This window comes from Nocardia crassostreae, assembly GCF_001613405.1.
GTDB classification, from domain to species: Bacteria; Actinomycetota; Actinomycetes; order Mycobacteriales; family Mycobacteriaceae; genus Nocardia; species Nocardia crassostreae.
Genome location: NZ_BDCH01000015.1, coordinates 133,714 through 151,677, shown reverse-complemented (window position 1 = coordinate 151,677; position 17,964 = coordinate 133,714). Strand labels below are relative to the sequence as shown.

Sequence of the window (17,964 nt, the reverse complement as noted above, 5' to 3'; positions counted from 1 at the left end):
TTGTCCGGCAATCGAGGAGGTGCCATGTCGGTCAAAAATCCCGTGGTCGCGATCACCGGGTCGTCCGGTGCGGGGACGACCAGCGTCACGCGGACCTTCCAGGAGATATTCCGCCGCGAGGGAATCAATGCGGTGATCGTGGAAGGGGATTCGTTCCATCGCTACGACCGCAACGAGATGCAACTGGCCATGGCCGAAGCCGAACATACACGGAACCTGCACTTCTCGCACTTCGGGCCGGAGGCGATCCTGCTGAGCGAACTGGAGGCGCTGTTCCGCGACTACGGCGAGACCGGGGTGGGGTCGGTGCGCCGGTACCTGCACGACGAGCAGGAGGCGAAACCCTATGGGCAGCAGCCGGGTACGTTCGCGCCGTGGGAGGAGCTCGCACCGGGCAGTGATCTGCTGTTCTACGAGGGGCTGCACGGTGCGGCGGTGAGCGGGAGCATCGATGTGGCGCGGTACACCGATCTGCTGGTCGGCGTCGTGCCCATCGTCAACCTCGAATGGATTCAGAAGGTGCACCGCGACAAGACCGAACGCGGATACTCCAGCGAGGCGATCATCGACACCATCCCGCGGCGCATGCCCGACTACGTGAAGCACATCTGCCCGCAGTTCTCCCGCACCTACGTCAACTTCCAGCGGGTACCCACCGTCGACACCTCGAATCCGTTCACCGCCAGGACGATTCCCACCGCGGACGAATCCTTCGTGGTCACCCGCTTCGCCGATCCGAAGGTCATCGACTTCCCGTATCTGCTGTCCATGCTGCACGATTCGTTCATGTCGCGGCCCAACAGCATCGTGGTGCCGGGCGGCAAGATGGATCTGGCCATGCAGCTCATCTTCACCCCGCTCATCCTGCGGTTGATGGACAAACGGCCGAAACGCCTGCGCTGAAACGAATCCGGCGGCCGCCCCGAGGGACGGCCGCCGGATCACGGTGCGGGAGTCAGAGCTCCTGCGGCACCTTCTTCGTGCTGCTCTTGACCTGGAAGGCGCTGATGATCTCCATAATGCCGATGAAGATCAGCCACCAGCCCGCGACCAGGGTCAGGGCCACGATCGAGGAGAACGGCACAGCGATCAGCCAGCCGCCGCCGATGATGAGCACGATGCCGAAGAAGATCATCCAGCCCCGGCCCGGCAGGCCGTCCGCCGAGACGCCGGTGATCAGCGAGGCGACACCGCGGAAGATCCAGCTGATGCCGATCCAGATGGCCAGCAGCAGAACCGCGGTGGCCTCGCCGCTGTCGCGCCAATCGTGGAAGCACAGGAAGCCCAGGATCAGCGACAGAATGCCGCTGACGAAGGACAGGATGCGCATTCCCGCGCTGATATGGACGCCGAATGCGGCGATGAGCTGAAAGACACCGGAAACGATGAGATAGACGCCGAACAGCACGCCCGCCACCAGAATGGTCTTCCCGGGCCAGGCCAGGAGCAGGATGCCCAGCACCACCGCGAGGATGCCGGTGAGCAGGATCGACTGCCATGCGCCGCGGGCCAGTGCATGCAGCGGCCCTTCGGTAACTTCCTCTTTGCTGGTTGTCATGAGCGTGAGGATATGCCCAGATAGTGTCGGTTTCGCTTAATTTGCCCGGTGTGGTGCCGAGCTGTGACGGTCCTCAACCGGCATCGGCCTGCCGCCGCTCCTGGCGGCGGACCCAGCGAATATCGGCGCGCCACGTGTAGGCCGCGACCAGGGCCGAGCCCACGACGGCGGCATCGAGCATGAACGGGCCGTCCACCACCAGGCTGACCAGCCCGCCGATCACCGCGCCGAGCGCGAACGAACCGTACTGCACGGCATAGCCGATCCAATCGCGCCAGCTGCCGCCGGACATGTGCCGCTCGATGCCCTGGGCGAGCTTGACCAGGGTGCCGGTCACATACGACACCGGAATCGACACCTCGCCGTTCTTCACGAACGAGGTATTGAGCGCGCCCATGCCGAAGGCCACCAATAGGATTGGCCCCAAACCGATTCCGACGCCCTGCTTCTCCTGGACGAAATCCACGATCACGGCGCAGATGAGCGCGAGGGTGGTGAGCACGGTCGCGCCGTGCGGATGATTGGTCCACAGATGCCTGCGGCAGACCGACGCGATGATCACGCCCGCCACGAAGCAGAGAATGAGCAGCGCGGCGCTGCGGGCCAGGGTGTAGTCGCCGAGGAAGGCGCCGACGGTGGCGCGCTCGGTATTGCCGGTCATGAAGGTGACGAAGTATCCCGCGGAGTGCGCGTAGGCGGCGGCGCCGACGAATCCGGCGAGCATCGACAGGGCGGCGGACAGGCGCGTCTCGAGATCCCAGAAGGGCTCGGTGGGCTCGGTGCCGGTCGATGTCATGGCCCCCAGGCTAGCAATCAATTGGCAAACATTCCGTGTGAGCAATATCCACCCGCCGACCGGGCGCGTATGGGTGCGGTACAGTGCTGATGTTAACCGGAATTCACATCCGATCCGGTAGGCACGAAGAAGGAGCAGCCATGACCTCCGCCGTCATCGTCGACGCCGTCCGCACGCCATCGGGTAAAGGGAAAGCCGGTGTTGGACTGTCGGAAGTGCACCCGGTGACGCTGCTGTCCGGGGTGCTGCAAACCCTCGTCGAGCGCACCGGCATCGACCCTGCCCTGATCGATGATGTGATCGGCGGTTGCGTCACACAGAGCGGTGAGCAGGCGTTCAATATCTCCCGCACCGCGGCCCTGGCCGCCGGATTCCCGGAATCCGTGCCCGCCACCACCGTCGACCGCCAGTGCGGCTCCAGCCAGCAGGCCGCCCACTTCGCCGCCCAGGGCGTTCTCGCCGGGGCCTACGACATCGCCATTGCCTGCGGCGTGGAATCCATGTCCCGCGCGCCCATGTTCTCCAATGCCCAGGGCAAGGACGCCAATCGCGGGCCGCTGGCCCATCGCTACCCGAACGGCCTTGTCCAGCAGGGCATTGCGGCCGAGGTGATCGCCGCCCGCTGGAAGTGCGACCGCGCCGCCCTCGACGAGTTCTCCGCCCGCTCGCACCGCCTGGCCGCCGGCACCGCCGCCGCGGGCGGATTCGACGATGAACTCGTGCCCGCGGGAACCCTGGCCGCCGATGAAACCATCCGGCCCACCACCACGGCCGCGGGCCTGGCCGGTTTGCAGCCCGCCTTCGCCGACGCCGAATTCAAGGCCCGTTTCCCCGAAATCGAATGGTCCATCACCCCCGGCAACTCCTCCCCGCTCACCGACGGCGCCTCGGCCGCGCTCATCATGAGCGAGGAGAAGGCGGCTCAGCTGGGCCTGCGCCCCCGCGCCCGCTTCCATTCCTTCGCCGTGCTCGGCGACGACCCGCTGCTCATGCTCACCGCCGTCATCCCCGCCACCCGCAAGGCGCTCTCGCGCGTCGGCCTCACCATCGATGACATCGACGTCTATGAGGTCAACGAGGCCTTCGCCCCCGTGCCCCTGGTCTGGGCCCACGAATTGGGCGCGGATCCGGCCAAGCTCAACCCGCGCGGCGGCGCGATCGCCCTCGGCCACCCCCTCGGCGCGTCCGGCGGCCGCATCCTGACCACCATGCTCAATCACCTGGAGCAGACCGGCGGGCGCTACGGCCTCATGACCATGTGCGAGGCGGGCGGCCTCGCCAACGCCACCATTATCGAACGGCTCTGACGAAACCGTCGGCCGCACAATCGCTCCGGGCGGTGTGCGGCCGACGGGAAGCCGGGTCGCGCAGCCTGTCGGGGCCACCTCGTAGGGTGAAGCCATGGCACGGGCTACCTGGGACCAGGTCTTCACTTGGCGCATGCGGCAGCAACTCGTCGACCCGCGCGGTGGCGCGAACCCCGTCGAGATCGTGCGGCAGATGTGCGGGGTGCAGGCCCAGGTCACCTCGGCGGCCGAAACCGCTGTGGCGCTGCGGCGCACGAAGGGCGGTCCGGGCGCGGTCGTGAAGGCGCTCGCGGACCGAAAGCTGGTCAAGACCTGGGCGATGCGCGGCACGCTGCACGCCATGACCCCCGATCTGTGGGCGGGCGTGCTGTCACTCATGGCTTCGGCACGCACCTGGGAAAAACCGGTCTGGACCAAGAACTTCGGCGCAACGCCGGACGATATCGCCGCGCTCGTCGCCGCGCTCGGCGATATTCTCGGCAAGGACGCTCTCACCCGCGACGAACTGGTCACCGCGATCGTCGCCGAGCGGCGCTTCCATCACCTCGAGGAACAACTCCGCTCCGGCTGGGGCGCGGTCCTGAAGCCCCTCGCCTGGCAAGGCGCGCTATGCCACGGCCCCGCCCAGGGCAGCACCGTCACCTTCGCCAACCCGGCCCATCTGATCCCCGACTGGCCCGGCACGCCGGATCCCGACGCGGCGGCCCCCACGGTCATCACCGCCTATCTCGCCGCCTACGGCCCGGCCACCCCGGAATCCTTCGACGCCTGGCTCACCCGGAACAGCCTGCGCAAGACCACCATCCGCCGCTGGTTCGCCGAACTGGGCGACCGCATCACCGAAATCGAGATCGAGGGCCGCACCGGCTACCTGCTCACCGAGAACCTCGAGGCGCTCACCGCGACCAAACCCGTTCCCTCGGTGCACCTCCTGGGCCCCTTCGACCAGTACGTCCTTGGCCCCGGCACCGGCGACGAGGCGCTCCTCCCGAAGGTTCACCGCAGCAAGGTGAGCCGGACCGCCGGTTGGATCTCAACCCTGGTCCTCGTGAACGGCCGCATCGCGGGCACCTGGGAAGCCGAAGTCGACGACCTTGTCGTCACTATGTTCGACAGTGCCAAACCCCCACTGGCCCAGCTGAAAACAGAGACGGTGCAGGTAGCCCGCGCCCTCGGTCAACCGGGCCTCGCGCTGCGAACTGCATAAGGTCCGCGATATCAGCGCCTCGCGCAGCCCGTGGCGTGCGTGGAATCAGGCCGGGAGGTGGGGGAGTAGGTCGGGGGTGCGGGCGCCGGGGCCGAGGACGGGGTGGATATCGCGCCCGGCGAGGTGGTCGCCGCACGCGGAGCAGACCGGTTCGATGGTCATGGTGTGGCCGCAGGTGTCGTGGACGGCTTCGACGGGCGGGCCGTCGGGAGCGGCCCAGTCATCGCCCCATTGGCGCATGGCGGTCAGGACCAGCCAGAGGGAACGGCCCTTCCGGGTGAGCTTGTAGTCGTAGCGGACGGGGTTCTCCTGGTACGGGACCTTGTCCATGATGCCTTGGGCGACGAGGTGTTCCAGGCGCTGGGTCAGTACGTTCCTGGCTATGTCCAGGCGGGAGCGGAAGTCGTCGAAGCGGGTCACGCCGAAGAGGGCGTCGCGGACGATCAGCAGGGTCCACCATTCGCCGACCACCTCCAGGCATTGGGCGATGGAGCAGTTCATGTCCTCGAAGCTGGTTCGCCGCATGCCGTTGAGCATAGTCAGTTGCTTCAAAAGACTCACTCGCCTATGGTCCGTTTCATGATGCAACTCACTGGGCGGTCGGTGCGGACGGAGTTCGCACTCGATGCGGTCGGGCCACGGACATGGACGGCGACGGTCGATCCGAGCTGGCGGGGATGGACCGGCCCGCACGGCGGGGTGATCACCGGGCTGCTCGTCGACGTCGCACGGGCGGCGGCGGGTGCGGTGCGGGCGGTCGATATGCGGTTTCTGGGGCGGCCCAGGGATGGGGCGTTCGTCTTCGAACCCTGTGTGCACACCGTCGGGCGGAGTACCACGATCGTCGATGTGACGGCTTATCAGAATCGTGAAGCCGTGGCCGCCGGATCGATCACGCTGGGGCGCACCACTGTCAGCGGTGTCGCGGAGCGTAGTGCCGGTGCGGGCGGTCCCGGCGCGAGCGGCGGGCATGCGCGGGCCGATGGCGCCGGGCTGGACGTCGCGCCGCCCGAGGACTGCGACCTGTTCGCGCTGCCGCCCGAGATCGTGCCCGTGGGAGCGCATTTCGAGATTCGGCCCGCGGCCGGTCCCTTGCCGCTGAGCGGATCCGACCGGGCGTGGATGTGCGCGTGGATCGCGCTGGTGCCGGAACTGGTGACCGATGCGGCGAGTCTCGCGGTGCTGGCCGATGCGCTGCCGCCCACCATCTTTCCGACTCTGACCGTGCCGCTGGCGGTTCCGACCGTCGCCATGTCGCTGTACGCGCACACCGATCTCGCCGTCGCCCCGGCGCAACCGGTGCTGGTCACCGCATCGAACGTATCGACCGGCGGTGGCTGGTCGGTGGACGACGTCGATATCCGCGACCGCGCGGGCAGGCTGCTCGTCCAGGCCCGGCAGACGCGCCGGGTCGTCGGCTGAACTGGGAGAAATCAGTGAATAGCGTTGTTGTGGAAAAGAATCCGCGCACGGTCTCACCTCGCGCGGTACTCGGCATTGTGGCGATCGGGGTGCTGCTGTCGAGTCTGGATCTGTTCATCGTGAATGTCGCGCTGCCGGAGATCGCGGCCGACTTCAGCGGGTCCGAGATCGCCGGACTGTCCTGGGTGCTCAATGCCTACGCCATCGTGTCCGCGGCCCTGCTCGTCCCGGCTGGACGGCTGGGGGACCGGAGCGGGAATCGCACGACGTTTCTGATCGGGCTCGGGGTCTTCGTGCTCGGCTCGGCGCTGTGCGCGCTGGCCTGGAATACCGGTGCGCTGGTGGCGTTCCGGGTGCTCCAGGCGGTGGGCGCAGCCATGCTCACTCCGGCCTCGCTCGCGCTCGTCATGGCCGCGACGCCGCCGGAGCGGCGGGCCATGGCGGTCCGGCTGTGGGTGGCCTTCGGTGGGCTCGGGGCCGCGCTGGGGCCGGTGCTCGGCGGTCTCCTGGTCTAATTGCATTGGCGCTGGGTGTTTCTGGTGAATGTGCCGATCGGGCTGGCGGCGTTGATCGTCGGACTGCGGTTGCTGCCCAATCCGGCGGGTGACGGCGGCAGCCTGCCCGACCTGTTCGGCGCGCTCATGCTGATCGGTTCGGTGGCCGCGTTCATCCTGGCGCTGGTGAAGGGGGAGGACTGGGGGTGGAGCTCGGCGGGCGTGCTCGGCGGATTCGCCGTGGCGGTGGTCCTGGCCGGGGCCTTTATCGTGTCCTCGCGCCGCCATGCCAGCCCGGTGGTCGATCCGGCTCTGCTGCGGCTGCCGAACTTCGCGCTCATGATCGGGAATGCGCTGCTGTTCAATATCGCCTTCGCCGGGATGCTGCTCTCGGGGGTGCTCTGGTCGCAGAACGTGTGGGGATGGTCGGCGCTGCAAACCGGCCTGGCGATCGCCCCCGGTCCGCTGGTGGTGCCGATCGTGGCGGTGCTGGCCGGGCGGCTCATCGGCCGGGCCGGTGCTCGCGGCGGGCGGTCTGGTGTTCGCGGCCGGAATCGTTTGGTGGGCAACGGCTGTCACGCTCACGCCCGACTATGTGGGCGGGCTGCTCGGCGGCATGCTCGTGACCGGGCTCGGCGTCGGGCTCACCATGCCGACCAGCTTCGCGGCCGGGTCGGAGGGGTTGCCGCCGCAGCGATTCGCGACCGGTTCGGCGGTGCCGAGCATGGCGCGGCAGATCGGATTGGCCGTCGGCGTCGCGGTGCTGGTGGCGGTACTGGGCTCGCCCGCGGGACCGGACGCGACTCTCGAAGCATTCCAACGCGGTTGGTATGTGATCGCGGGCGCCGCGGTCCTGGCCGGTGTGGTCGGACTGGCGGCGCGGCTGCCGCGACCGGCCACTGCCGCATGAGTCTCGCGGACCGCACGCCGTCGTCCTGTGACAGGGCGGCGGCGTCCGCACATCCGACTGCGGGTGGGTTCGAGCCCTCGGCGTTCTCAGGGGCGGACTCAGGGGTTGTCCGGATGTCCGGGTCCTCGTGCTGCACCTACCGTCTAAGGATGTGAACTGTACCGGTGCTGATCGTGCTGGCTCTCCTCGCCGCGGCGGGATGTTCGACCACGCCGAGCAGCCCGCCGACGGCCGTGACGACCAGTCCGACCACGGTGTCCGCGAGCACGGTCGACCGGGTGCGCGACGATATCGACGGCCTGACGCGTTCCGGTGTCGCGGGAGCCATCGCGACCATTACCGAGAACGGGCAGACCGTCACCCTCACCTCGGGTGTCGCCGATCGCGCGACGGGAGCGCCGATTCCGCTGTCGCCGCCGCAGGAGGTGCGGGTCGGCAGCATTTCGAAATCGTTCACCGCCGCGATCATCATGCAGCTGGTCGCCGAGGGCCGGGTCCGCTTGGACGAGCCGGTCGACACCTATCTGCCGGGACTGCTGACCGGCGACGGCATCGACGGCCGCAAGATCACTGTGCGCCAGCTGCTTCAGCATCGCAGCGGGCTGCCGGAGTTCAGCGATCTGCCCGAGATCGACGAATACCGCGCCGGAATCGAGGGGCGCACATTCACACCCGGCGAGCTGGTCGCGCTCGCGCTGAGCCGCCCCGCCCAGTTCGCGCCGGGGGAGCGGTACAAGTACACCAACACCAACTACACCGTGGCCGGGATGCTGGTCGAAAAGGTCACCGGCAGACCGTATACCGAGGAACTCGCCGGTCGTATCCTCACCCCGAACCAGCTGACGGGCACCTACCTCCCCGCCGCCGGTGAGCTGGACTTCCGCGGCCCGCACCCATTGGGCTACGCGACCATCGACGGTGTGCGCGTCGATGTGTCCCGCACCGAACCCTCGGTCCCGTGGGCCGCGGGCGCGCTCATCTCGACCGGCAACGACCTCAACCGCTTCTATCTGGCCCTGGTCGCAGGTCGGGTGGTGGCCGAGGCGCAGCTGAAGGAGATGATGACGGCCGAGTCCGAGATCGCGCCCGACAGCCCGCTGCGCTACGGCATGGGCCTGATCACCGGCGAACTATCCTGCGGGGCAGAGTATTTCGGCCACTCCGGCGGAATCTACGGCTACCTCACCCTCTCCGGGGCGACCCGGGACGGCCGCGCGGCCACCATTGCCATGACCGAGAGCCCCGAGGGCGAGCTGGACATGGACGACCTGCTCGGCCACGCACTCTGCCCGTAACCCGGCGTAGCTCTTGCCGTCCACCGGACCTGTTTACTACGTTACGTAGTAATAGGATCGATTGACGGAAATGGAGTGAACGCAATGGATTCCACGCAATGCTGCGTGATCGGCGGCGGCCCCGCCGGGATGATGGCGGGCCTGCTGCTGGCCCGCGCCGGAGTACACGTCACCGTCCTGGAAAAGCATGCCGACTTCCTGCGCGACTTCCGCGGCGACACCGTCCATCCCGCCACCCTCCGCCTGCTAGACCAGCTCGGCCTGGGTGAGCGCTTCGCCCAGCTCCCGCAACGCAAACTCGAGCATATGCAAATGCGGATCGCCGACCGCACCATCACCGTCGCCGATTTCCGCCGCATCCCCGGCCCGCACCGCTACATCGCCATGGTCCCGCAATGGGATTTCCTCGACCTGCTCGCGACCGCCGCCCTCGAACAACCCACCTTCACCCTCCGCCTCTCCGCCGAATTCACCGGCCTGCGACAAGAATCCGGCCGCGTCACCGGCGTCGAATTCCGCAATGCGGACGGCGAAACGGAAGCTCTCTCCACTGATCTCGTCCTAGCCTGCGACGGCCGCGGCTCCGCCGCCGCAGCTGCCGCGGGCCTGCACTAGGAACTCGACGACATGCCCATGGACGTCTGGTGGCTCCGCATCCCGACGACAGGTGCCCCCGCCCGAAACAGCCAGGTCTACGCCCGCTTCGACGCGGGCCGCGCCGCCGTAACCCTGGACCGCGGCGACTACTACCAGACCTCCTACCTGATCCCGAAAGGCTCCGACAAACGCCTGCGCGCCAGAGGAATCGACTGGCTCCGCAACGACCTGGCCACCCTCTTCGACTGGCCCGACGAAACCCTCGCCGCAATCCGCACCTGGGACGACGTCAAACTCCTGAACGTCACAGTAGGCCGCCTCCCCTGCTGGTACACCAACGGCCTCCTCTGCCTGGGCGACGCCGCCCACACCATGTCCCCGGTCGGCGGCGTAGGCGTCAACCTAGCCATCCAAGACGCCGTAGCCGCCGCCCGAATCCTCGCCACCCCCTTGCTATCCGGCGCGGTAACAACCGCCGCCCTAGCAAAAGTCCAACGCCGCCGCCTCCCCACCGCCCTCACCCAACAATCCCAACGCGGCGACCACGACATCCTCCGCCGCTCCCTGAACGGCACCCTGACCAAAGTCCCCACCCCCCTCCGCCTCCTCAACCGAATCCCCGCCCTCTCAGCCCTAACCGCCTACCTAGGCGCCATAGGCCTCCGCCCAGAACCCGCCCCCACCTTCGCCCGCCCCCAACCGTCGCGCAGGTAATGGTGCAGGCAAACGTCGAGTAGCGGGCCGCACCATTACCTTCTCCGCGCTATTGGGGGTGCGAGGTTGGGGAATTGGGGTGGGAGGGAGCGGGATAGTTCGTAAGGCGGCTCGGCTCGATGCATGTGCGCGGGCGCTCGCTGCTCAATGCTGGGCGAATGGTTCGGTTGTCTGCGGGTTCTCCGCGGCTGCGTTGCACGGTGTGCGGTGGTTCGACGAGGAACCCGCCGAGGTGATCGACCGGAATCTGACTCGTCCGCCGCATGGAATCCGGGTGTGGCAGCACGAAATCGATCCCGAGGAGGTGGAATGGCTGCGCGGGATGCGTGTGACGAACCCGGCTCGAACGGCATATGACCTCGGTCGGCGGCTCCCCTTCGGTACGGCGGTCGAGGTGGTCGATGCGATTCGGAATACGACAGGCGTGCCAGCCGATCGGATTGCCGAGATCGCGGACCGGCACAGCCGCGCGCGGCAACCCGGCGCTTCGCGCGGTTCTCGCGGCCTCCGATCCAGGTGCCGAATCTCCCCGCGAGTCCAGAACTCGGCTACTTCTCGTCGCGGCCGGTTTCCCGCGCCCGAAGACCCAGATCCGAGTACGAGGCAATCCCGGGGGCAGGTACTGGTGCAGGGAAATCGCGAGAAGAGCCCTGCACCAGTACCTGCTCGTCGGGTGGTTAGGGTGCGGGGATGCGGATGGAGCGGCGGTTGATCGATACTGTGGCCTGGGTTCGGATTGAAGGTGGGCGGATTCTTTGTGCTCGGCCTGCGGGGAAGGGTGTTTTCTATATCCCGGGTGGGAAGCGGGAAGGGGGCGAATCCGATCTCGAGACGCTTGTGCGGGAGATCAAGGAAGAGCTCACGGTGGCGCTCGTCGAGGAGACTGTCGAGCATGTCGGGACGTATGAGGCGGATATCCCGGGGGCGGTTGTTCGGATGGCCTGTTACAGCGCGGACTACAGCGGGACGCTCGCGGTCAGCAGTGAGATCGAGGAGATCGCCTGGTTCACGTATGCGGATCGGCCGCATGTGCCGCCTGTCGATCAGCTCTTGTTCGATGATCTCGTGGCGGGCGGGATGCTGGCCGAGTAGCGGGAAACCCCAGCGTGCGAGGCTTTTGTTAACGCTTGTAACTAGAACGGGTTGCCCCATCTGATCGATGGCTGGCGTCGATAGTCTGGTTTGAATGTATAACATGTTCTAAAGTGGTGGGCACAAGGTTTCCAGTGCCGGGAATTAGTTAGAGGAGCCCACCACATATGCGTACCGAGATCTGCGACCGCCTCGGCATCGATGTCCCCATCTTCGCCTTCACCCATTGCCGCGATGTCGCGGCCGCGGTCAGCAATGCGGGCGGGCTGGGTGTGCTCGGCGCGGTCGGGTTCACCGCCGAACAGCTCGAGGTCGAGCTCACCTGGCTGGATGAGCACGTGCACGGGGTTTACGGTGTGGACCTGGTCATTCCGTCGAAGTACGAAGGTAAGGGCGTCGACGGGCTGAGCCCGGAGGAGCTGGAAGCCAAACTGGCCGAACTGGTTCCGCAGGGGCATCGCGATTTCGCGGAGAAGCTGCTGAACGACCATAACGTGCCGCATCTGCCGCCGGAGGAGCACCACAATCAGCTGCTCGGCTGGACCGCGACGACGGTCGCCCCGCAGATCGAGGTCATCCTGAAGCATCCGAAGGCGAAGCTGGTCGCGAATGCCCTCGGCACCCCGCCGGATGACGTCATCAAGCAGATCCAGGACTCCGGCCGCCTCATCGGCGCGCTCTGCGGTTCGGTCAAGCACGCGCTGAACCATAAGCGCGCCGGGCTCGACTTCGTCGTCATGCAGGGCACCGAAGGCGGCGGCCACTGCGGGGAGATCTCCTCACTCGTGCTGTGGCCGCAGGTGATCGACGCGATCGGCGATATGCCCGCGCTCGCGGCAGGCGGTATCGGCAATGGCCGTCAGGTCGCGGCTGCCATGGCCATGGGCGCGGCGGGCGCCTGGACCGGATCGCTCTGGCTGACGGTCGAAGAGGCGAATGTGCCTCCGGCACAGATGCAGACCTATATCGATGCGACGAGCCACGACACCGTGCGCTCCCGCTCCTGGACCGGCAAGCCCTGCCGCATGCTCAAGAACGACTGGACCGAGGCCTGGGAGCAGACCGACACCCCGGACCCGCTGCCCATGCCGCTGCAGATGATGGTGGCCCTCGACGACGTCAAGCGCGGCCACCGCTATCCGGAAGCCGCAAAAGACCTGAACTTCAATCCGGTCGGCCAGGTCGTCGGCCTGATGAACAAGGTCGAGCGTTCCGCCGACGTCGTCCAGCGCCTGATCGCCGAATACCTGGAATCCTGCGATCGCCTGAACAAGCTGAACAACGCCTGACCTCTCGCACGGATCGCCACGCCGAACAGCACTGTCGGCGTGGCGATCCTGCGTCGGTGCAGTTCAAAGACCTCAGCAGAGCGGGTATTTGGACCCGGTGAAGCCGCCCTTCAGCAGGCATACCAGGAACTCGACGCCTTCTGCGGAGTAGGTGGCCGACCCGCTCGCGGATCCGCTCTCGTCGATCTGCTCGGCTTCGACCAGCGCGAGGGGTTCCACGTAGGCGGGTGCGGCGAGCACCGCCGCGGGGGCGAACAGGGCTGTCGAAACAGTGAGCGCGGCTAGCAATTTTTGCGAATTTATCGGGCCCTCCATTGTTCTCGATCTTGGCGGGCCTCAGTATGGAGATTGCGTCGCGTTCGCCGACAGACCTGTATTCTCGGGGCCTCGGTGTGAGACCCGTCTCCGAACCGACCGTGCGGCTTGCTGTTTGAGGTAGTGGATTGTGATGGTGGTCGGGATATGTTGCAGAAGAAGCCGTCACGCCGAGGACTGTCCACCATTGCCGGGGTGGTCCTGACCCTGGTCTTGATCGTCGTCTACGTCATTCTCGAACAGCGGGGCGGCGGCGACAGCCGGCAGACCGCCCCGGCCCCCGCCGGAACGCCCGCCGCGGTCGGCAGCGAAGTCACCGCGTCGCTGTCGAAACTGGTTGTCGCACAAGAATTGGCGATGACCGGATACTCCCGCGAAAAGTTCCCGCACTGGGACACGAATAAGGCCGAACACGGATTCGGCCCGGAATACGTGCAGTACGCCAAGTGCACCACCCGCGAGGTGATGATGCTGCGCGACGCCACCGGCCCGGTCGCCCTCGACGCCAAGACCTGCGATCTGAAGGTCGGCAAGGACGGCGGCTGGCTCGACCAGTACGGTGTGCTCGACTCGAAGACCGGGCAACTCAAGCCGTACAAGTTCATTACCGACCCGTCGAGCGTGGACGCCGAGCACATCGTCGCACTCGCCGAGGCCTGGCGCTCCGGCGCAGCCAAGATGGACGAGGACACCCGCCGCCGCATTGCCAACGACGCGGTCAACCTCGTCGCCTCCGATCCGACGCCCAACCGTTCCAAGGGCGATCAGGACGCGGCACACTACTTGCCGCCCGGCGCTTTCCGGTGTGGCTATATCGATCGATACATCAAAATCAAGATAAAATACGGGTTGTCCGTTGATTCCGATGAGCAAACCGCACTGCGTACCGCGGTCAATGACTGTATCGCGCAAGGAGGGTTCAAATAATCGACGTCATCGAGCTCCTCACCGCAACCGCCGTCATGACCCGCGAGGAAGGGACGGTGTCGGGCGAGCTTGATATCGCGGTCGGCGACGATGGCACCGGCCTGGTGCGCTACCGCGATACCGACACCCGGTACACCATAGGCAATCTCGAGGATCGGCCGCCGCTGCTGTGGACCTCGGTCGAGGACCTGGCGGCGGCGATCGCCGCCGCCCAGGGGCTGCGAGACGCCGCCGGAAACCGGATTCCCTTCGAGGCCTGACGCGCGATCAGTGCGCCGAGGCGCGCAGCGATTCCGCGCGCTGCTTGACCGCGGTGGTCATCCCGTCGAAGCCGCGGCTCAGCGCGGCGCCGAGCACTGTGCTCACGACAATGCTGAGCGGTCCCTCCAGCTGGAAGTGCGAGTCGTAGCGAGTCCGCCCGTCGCTCAATGGCGTCAGGGTGTGCGAGCGTTCGCTGCGCAGCACGCCCGGCACCGGTTTCATGCGATAGCTGAATTCCTTGCCCGGCGTGTGCGAGTGGATGAACTCCCGCTGCGTCTTGGGCTTGGAACCGATCAGCCGCACCTGCATATCGATGGGCGCACCCGGTTCCAGCGTGGACGAGCAGGAGGCCACGAAGGGGTTCCACTCCCCGTAGCTGCCGAGGTCGGTGAGCACCTGCCACACCAGCTCCGCGGGTGCGTCGATATCGACGCGGTAATCGAGAACGAAAGCCATGGCGGTCACAATACTGAAACGCGTTCTACGTCCGCACCTGTGACCTAGTTGTCATCCCAAAACGAACGGACGTTCTTGACAGTCGATGAATGAGCGGTGAACATCGAAGTTACGCGGAGGAAATCTCTCCAGTTAGGGAAATCGCTTCTGTAAGGCAGTGTTTCAATGACGCTCACCGCCACTCAGCAACCCGGAGTCGTCTCCCTGCGTGATCCGCGGGCCCACGATTCCGCCCTCACCGGCGCGAAAGCGGCCGCCCTCGCCCGGGCCGCCGCACACGGCATCCCGGTCCTCGACGGCTTCGTACTCACCACGGCCTGGCCCGATCTCGGCAAACCGCCCGAATCCGAATGGCTGCGCCTGACCCGGCACGGACTCAGACCGCTCGTGGTGCGCTCGTCCTCGGTCGCCGAGGATGGCGCCGAGCATTCCATGGCCGGACTGTTCACCTCCGTGCTCGGCGTGCGCGGCTGGGAGAACTTCCGCAGCGCGGTCGCGCAAGTGCGGGCGTCGGCCCTGCACGCGGTGGCCTCCACCGCCGGTTCCGGGCTCGACGGCCCGCTCGCGCTGACCGGCGCTCCCGAGGACATGCCGGGCACGCTCGTACCGCACGGCGCGGCGAATATGGCGGTGCTGGTGCAGCCGTTCCTCCGGGCCGCTTGGGGCGGAGTGCTTTTCACCGCGGACCCGGTCAGCGGGCGGCGGGATCGCATGGTGCTCACCGCGGTCCAGGGCGGGCCCGCCGCAGTGGTCGGCGGGATCGACGCGGGCTGGACCGCGACCCTCACGCGCGGCGCTCGCGTCCGCCGTGTCCTCACCGCGGACGGCGACGAACTCCCGAAGCAGCTGCGCCGCCGAATCGTTCGCATGGCGATCCGCGCCGAGGCGGTCTTCGGCGGGCCACTCGATATCGAATGGGCCATCGATACCGCAGGTCACCCGATCCTGTTGCAAGCGCGCCCCGTCACCGCGCTGCACGGTCCGGGCGAAGGCCCGATCCTCGGCCCCGGCCCCCTCGCCGAAACGTTCCCAGACCCGCTTTCCCCGCTGGAACAAGACCTCTGGCTGACCCCGCTCGACGCGGGGCTTCGCACCGCCCTGTCGCTCTCCGGCACGGCCGCGCCCCAACCCGATCGCCCGCCCGGTCGCCGGTTTCGCGGTAGCGGATCTGCACGCCCTCGGCGCAATCCGCCGCTCCGGCCCGCTGCGCTGGCTCGATCCGCGCCCCGGCGCGCGCCGCCTGGCCGCGGCCGTCCGAGTGGGCCGCCTCACCGCCGCCCTCCCCGAACTGAGCCGCCGCATCTGCGAGCGAGTGGACACCGACCTCGCGGAAGTTCCACGCCTCGAGGACCTCTCGAACGACACCCTCCTGGACCTGCCGCACCACAGCACAACCGCCCTCACCAGCCTGCACGGGTACGAGGCGCTCGCTGGAGTGCTCGACCACGACCGCCGCCCGGCCCCGACGGCGGCGGCCATGGCCCTGACCGCACTGGCCGAGGCCCGCGCGGCCGGTGTGCCGGTCGGCCGGATGATCGAGGAGTATCCGGTCCTGCTCGCCCTGACTCCACCGCGCATCGGCGGAGGAACAACAGAAACACTGACGGCCGCAGCCGATCACGACATCACCGCGCGCACGTCCGGGACACCCGAGATTGCCGCGAGATCCGCTACCGCGCCCGGGGTTCCGATAGGCCAACCGTCGTGGCATCGGCGACTCGACGCCGACCGGGTGACGGCGGAAATCACCGGCGATACGGCCGCAGGACTCGCTGACCAGAACGATTCGGCAGATGAGCGACCCGACGGCAAGGGATCGCGCCCTCGCAACGGGGAAGCGGCCGCGGCGATCACGCCCTCGGAGGACAAGACGACCGACGCAGCGGCAAGCCGTGAAATCGATACTGCGGGAGGTCGATCGCGAGACGGCGACCGGCAGCCGCTCGACGGCAGGTCCTGGCTGATCGCTGCGCGGATGTCGAGCGCGGAAGCGAACGAGGCGTCGCCGGACAATGCGCTGCTCAACGGGAATCACGACAGCCTTGCGGCTCCCGAACGCACGTCGCTCGCCGCTGGTGACGCCGGAATCGTCGGCGGGCAGGTGGATGCGGCTGCTCCGGCAAGCGCGAGGCCGCAGATGCAGCAGTCGCGTTTCGGATTGTCGCGGATGGGTTTTGCCGAGGCGGTGGATCAGGAGGGGTACGGCGAACTCGCGGTGCTCCGGGAGGCGCTGCGCTTGCGGGCGCGGTGGGTGCAGGAACTGAGCGCCCGCGCTGCGGCGGAACTGGGGCGGCGGCTGGCCGATCGCGGGGTGCTCGAGGATGCGACGGATGTGACGTTGCTGCGGTTCGCGGAACTGCGGGCGGCGGTTGTCCGGTGGGTCCTACCCGCCGACCTCGGGGATCGTCGGGGGATCGAAGCGGTTTCGCTGCCGACGATGTTCCGGCTCAGCGCCGAAGGGGTGCCGGTGGCGGCCCTGCGGTCGGGTGGGGCGATGACGCAGGGGGTCGGGGCCGGTGGGGGTACCGGGCGCGGGATCGTGCACATGGGTGATCGGCCGCCGATGGGGTCGGTGCTGGTGGTGCGGCATCTGGATCCGCGGCTGGCGGCGGTGGTGCCGGGGCTCGGCGGGCTCGTCGCCGAGACCGGGAGCCCGCTCAGTCATCTCGCGATTCTGGCGCGCGAGCACGGGGTGCCGACCGTGGTCGGATTCCCGGAGGCGACGCGGCGGCTGCCCGACGGGGCGATGGTGGAGGTCGATGGGCGCACGGGTGAGGTGCGGGTCGTGCCCGAGAGCGAAGGAGGGTTGTCATGATGGCTCGCCGGATCGGGGTGCTGCTGGCGGTCGGTACTGTGATCGCCACGGGGGCATATGTTTTCGTGTACCTGTATCGGTGGGAGTGGAATCGGGCGATTCTCTCGGCGACGCTGTTCATCGCGGCGGAGGTGGCGCTGGCGGCGATGCTGCTCACCAATCGGCTGCGGACCGTGCAGGCCCGCTTGGACGAGAGCGGGGGCGAACGGCATTCGACCGCACGGATTGTGCGGGCGGCCTCGCCGCAACCCCGCGTGACCTTCGACTGGCTGGCGGGACGGCCGGATCGGATGACCGTCTTCGTGCCCGTGCTGCTGGCGGGCGGAGTGCTGCTGACGGGCATCGCGTGTGGGTGGTCGAGCGAGTGGCGCGCGTGACCGCGGGACCTGCGGTGGATCAACGCATTATTTCGGGCCTGGATCGATTGCAGTTGCCCGCCAACGGGTTTCTCGCCCCCGTCGACGATGGAACGCGACTGCTCCGCGGGCCGCTGGTGCGATAGGGGTGAT

21 protein-coding genes and 2 pseudogenes are annotated in these 17,964 nt (G+C 67.6%); 17 read left to right on the top strand and 6 right to left on the bottom strand.

Translation table 11 applies throughout. From position 1 onward, the window contains the following. Positions 1-24 precede the first annotated feature (24 nt). Positions 25-903, top strand: a complete 879-nt coding sequence (locus NC4_RS15920; protein ID WP_067538521.1) for a phosphoribulokinase — start codon at positions 25-27, stop codon at positions 901-903. A gap of 52 nt (positions 904-955) precedes the next feature. On the opposite strand, the gene NC4_RS15915 is transcribed toward NC4_RS15920, so the two are convergent. Together NC4_RS15915 and NC4_RS15910 are read right to left on the bottom strand one after the other, a co-directional pair. Next, positions 956-1,558 carry an HdeD family acid-resistance protein gene (locus tag NC4_RS15915; RefSeq protein ID WP_067538518.1) on the bottom strand — a complete coding sequence of 201 codons (603 nt, stop codon included), beginning with the start codon at positions 1,556-1,558 and terminating at the stop codon, positions 956-958. Positions 1,559-1,631: 73 nt separating this feature from the next. Further along, on the bottom strand, positions 1,632-2,354 hold the full coding sequence (locus NC4_RS15910) for a YoaK family protein (RefSeq protein ID WP_067538514.1): 723 nt from the start codon (positions 2,352-2,354) through the stop codon (positions 1,632-1,634). 140 nt (positions 2,355-2,494) lie between these two features. Here NC4_RS15910 and NC4_RS15905 point away from each other — a divergent pair, with 140 nt between their 5' ends. Together NC4_RS15905 and NC4_RS15900 are read left to right on the top strand one after the other, a co-directional pair. Continuing rightward, positions 2,495-3,661: a thiolase family protein gene (locus NC4_RS15905; RefSeq protein ID WP_067538511.1), complete on the top strand. Its 1,167-nt coding sequence runs from the start codon at positions 2,495-2,497 to the stop codon at positions 3,659-3,661. Between the two features lie 94 nt (positions 3,662-3,755). Then, the gene (locus tag NC4_RS15900) at positions 3,756-4,868 is read left to right on the top strand and encodes a winged helix DNA-binding domain-containing protein (protein WP_067538508.1); all 1,113 of its coding nucleotides are present in this window, start codon (positions 3,756-3,758) and stop codon (positions 4,866-4,868) included. 45 nt (positions 4,869-4,913) lie between these two features. Here the strand turns inward: NC4_RS15900 and NC4_RS15895 are convergent, their stop codons facing one another. Next, the gene (locus NC4_RS15895) at positions 4,914-5,393 is read right to left on the bottom strand and encodes a winged helix-turn-helix transcriptional regulator (protein ID WP_067538744.1); all 480 of its coding nucleotides are present in this window, start codon (positions 5,391-5,393) and stop codon (positions 4,914-4,916) included. A gap of 54 nt (positions 5,394-5,447) precedes the next feature. Here NC4_RS15895 and NC4_RS15890 point away from each other — a divergent pair, with 54 nt between their 5' ends. Further along, a complete protein-coding gene (locus NC4_RS15890) occupies positions 5,448-6,290 on the top strand; it encodes a thioesterase family protein (protein ID WP_067538742.1) in 843 nt (280 codons plus the stop codon). Between the two features lie 14 nt (positions 6,291-6,304). Next, positions 6,305-6,805, top strand: a complete 501-nt coding sequence (locus tag NC4_RS42675; protein ID WP_245721711.1) for an MFS transporter — start codon at positions 6,305-6,307, stop codon at positions 6,803-6,805. On the opposite strand, the gene NC4_RS42670 is transcribed toward NC4_RS42675, so the two are convergent. Then, positions 6,802-7,290 (bottom strand): hypothetical protein, encoded by a 489-nt coding sequence (locus tag NC4_RS42670; RefSeq protein WP_245721710.1) that lies wholly within the window; start codon positions 7,288-7,290, stop codon positions 6,802-6,804. The genes NC4_RS42675 and NC4_RS42670 overlap by 4 nt on opposite strands. An 11-nt stretch (positions 7,291-7,301) precedes the next feature. Between NC4_RS42670 and NC4_RS42665 the strand changes: the two genes are divergently transcribed. The 6 genes and pseudogenes from NC4_RS42665 (at position 7,302) to NC4_RS15860 (ending at position 12,681) form a co-directional block, all read left to right on the top strand. Beyond that, positions 7,302-7,694, top strand: coding sequence for an MFS transporter (locus NC4_RS42665; protein WP_245721709.1), 393 nt, complete (start codon positions 7,302-7,304; stop codon positions 7,692-7,694). 164 nt (positions 7,695-7,858) lie between these two features. Beyond that, on the top strand, positions 7,859-8,989 hold the full coding sequence (locus NC4_RS15880; RefSeq protein WP_157554778.1) for a serine hydrolase domain-containing protein: 1,131 nt from the start codon (positions 7,859-7,861) through the stop codon (positions 8,987-8,989). Between the two features lie 84 nt (positions 8,990-9,073). Further along, positions 9,074-10,300: pseudogene (locus NC4_RS15875) on the top strand (FAD-dependent oxidoreductase). Positions 10,301-10,358: 58 nt separating this feature from the next. Beyond that, the gene (locus NC4_RS45290) at positions 10,359-11,012 is read left to right on the top strand and encodes a type IV toxin-antitoxin system AbiEi family antitoxin (protein ID WP_501193515.1); all 654 of its coding nucleotides are present in this window, start codon (positions 10,359-10,361) and stop codon (positions 11,010-11,012) included. Beyond that, entirely contained in the window at positions 10,991-11,392 is a 402-nt protein-coding gene (locus NC4_RS15865) for an NUDIX hydrolase (RefSeq protein WP_218021162.1), read from the top strand. Before NC4_RS45290 ends, NC4_RS15865 begins: the two co-directional genes overlap by 22 nt. A gap of 167 nt (positions 11,393-11,559) precedes the next feature. After that, on the top strand, positions 11,560-12,681 hold the full coding sequence (locus NC4_RS15860; RefSeq protein WP_067538502.1) for an NAD(P)H-dependent flavin oxidoreductase: 1,122 nt from the start codon (positions 11,560-11,562) through the stop codon (positions 12,679-12,681). Positions 12,682-12,753: 72 nt separating this feature from the next. On the opposite strand, the gene NC4_RS40245 is transcribed toward NC4_RS15860, so the two are convergent. Continuing rightward, a complete protein-coding gene (locus NC4_RS40245) occupies positions 12,754-12,969 on the bottom strand; it encodes a hypothetical protein (RefSeq protein ID WP_157554776.1) in 216 nt (71 codons plus the stop codon). Positions 12,970-13,143: 174 nt separating this feature from the next. On the opposite strand from NC4_RS40245, the gene NC4_RS15855 reads away from it, so the two are divergent. Continuing rightward, entirely contained in the window at positions 13,144-13,923 is a 780-nt protein-coding gene (locus tag NC4_RS15855; protein WP_067538497.1) for an HNH endonuclease family protein, read from the top strand. Between the two features lie 56 nt (positions 13,924-13,979). Continuing rightward, positions 13,980-14,183, top strand: a complete 204-nt coding sequence (locus NC4_RS15850) for a hypothetical protein (RefSeq protein ID WP_245721708.1) — start codon at positions 13,980-13,982, stop codon at positions 14,181-14,183. 7 nt (positions 14,184-14,190) lie between these two features. On the opposite strand, the gene NC4_RS15845 is transcribed toward NC4_RS15850, so the two are convergent. Next, a complete protein-coding gene (locus tag NC4_RS15845; RefSeq protein WP_067538734.1) occupies positions 14,191-14,640 on the bottom strand; it encodes an SRPBCC domain-containing protein in 450 nt (149 codons plus the stop codon). A gap of 165 nt (positions 14,641-14,805) precedes the next feature. Between NC4_RS15845 and NC4_RS44660 the strand changes: the two are divergent. The 4 genes and pseudogenes from NC4_RS44660 to NC4_RS43970 form a co-directional block, all read left to right on the top strand. After that, positions 14,806-15,342 (top strand): annotated as a pseudogene (locus NC4_RS44660) (PEP/pyruvate-binding domain-containing protein); the annotation flags it as partial. A gap of 556 nt (positions 15,343-15,898) precedes the next feature. Then, on the top strand, positions 15,899-17,455 hold the full coding sequence (locus NC4_RS15835) for a PEP-utilizing enzyme (protein WP_067538489.1): 1,557 nt from the start codon (positions 15,899-15,901) through the stop codon (positions 17,453-17,455). Next, positions 17,452-17,832: a hypothetical protein gene (locus NC4_RS15830; RefSeq protein WP_157554772.1), complete on the top strand. Its 381-nt coding sequence runs from the start codon at positions 17,452-17,454 to the stop codon at positions 17,830-17,832. Before NC4_RS15835 ends, NC4_RS15830 begins: the two co-directional genes overlap by 4 nt. Next, positions 17,829-17,957: a hypothetical protein gene (locus tag NC4_RS43970; RefSeq protein ID WP_281186296.1), complete on the top strand. Its 129-nt coding sequence runs from the start codon at positions 17,829-17,831 to the stop codon at positions 17,955-17,957. Before NC4_RS15830 ends, NC4_RS43970 begins: the two co-directional genes overlap by 4 nt. Positions 17,958-17,964 lie beyond the last annotated feature (7 nt).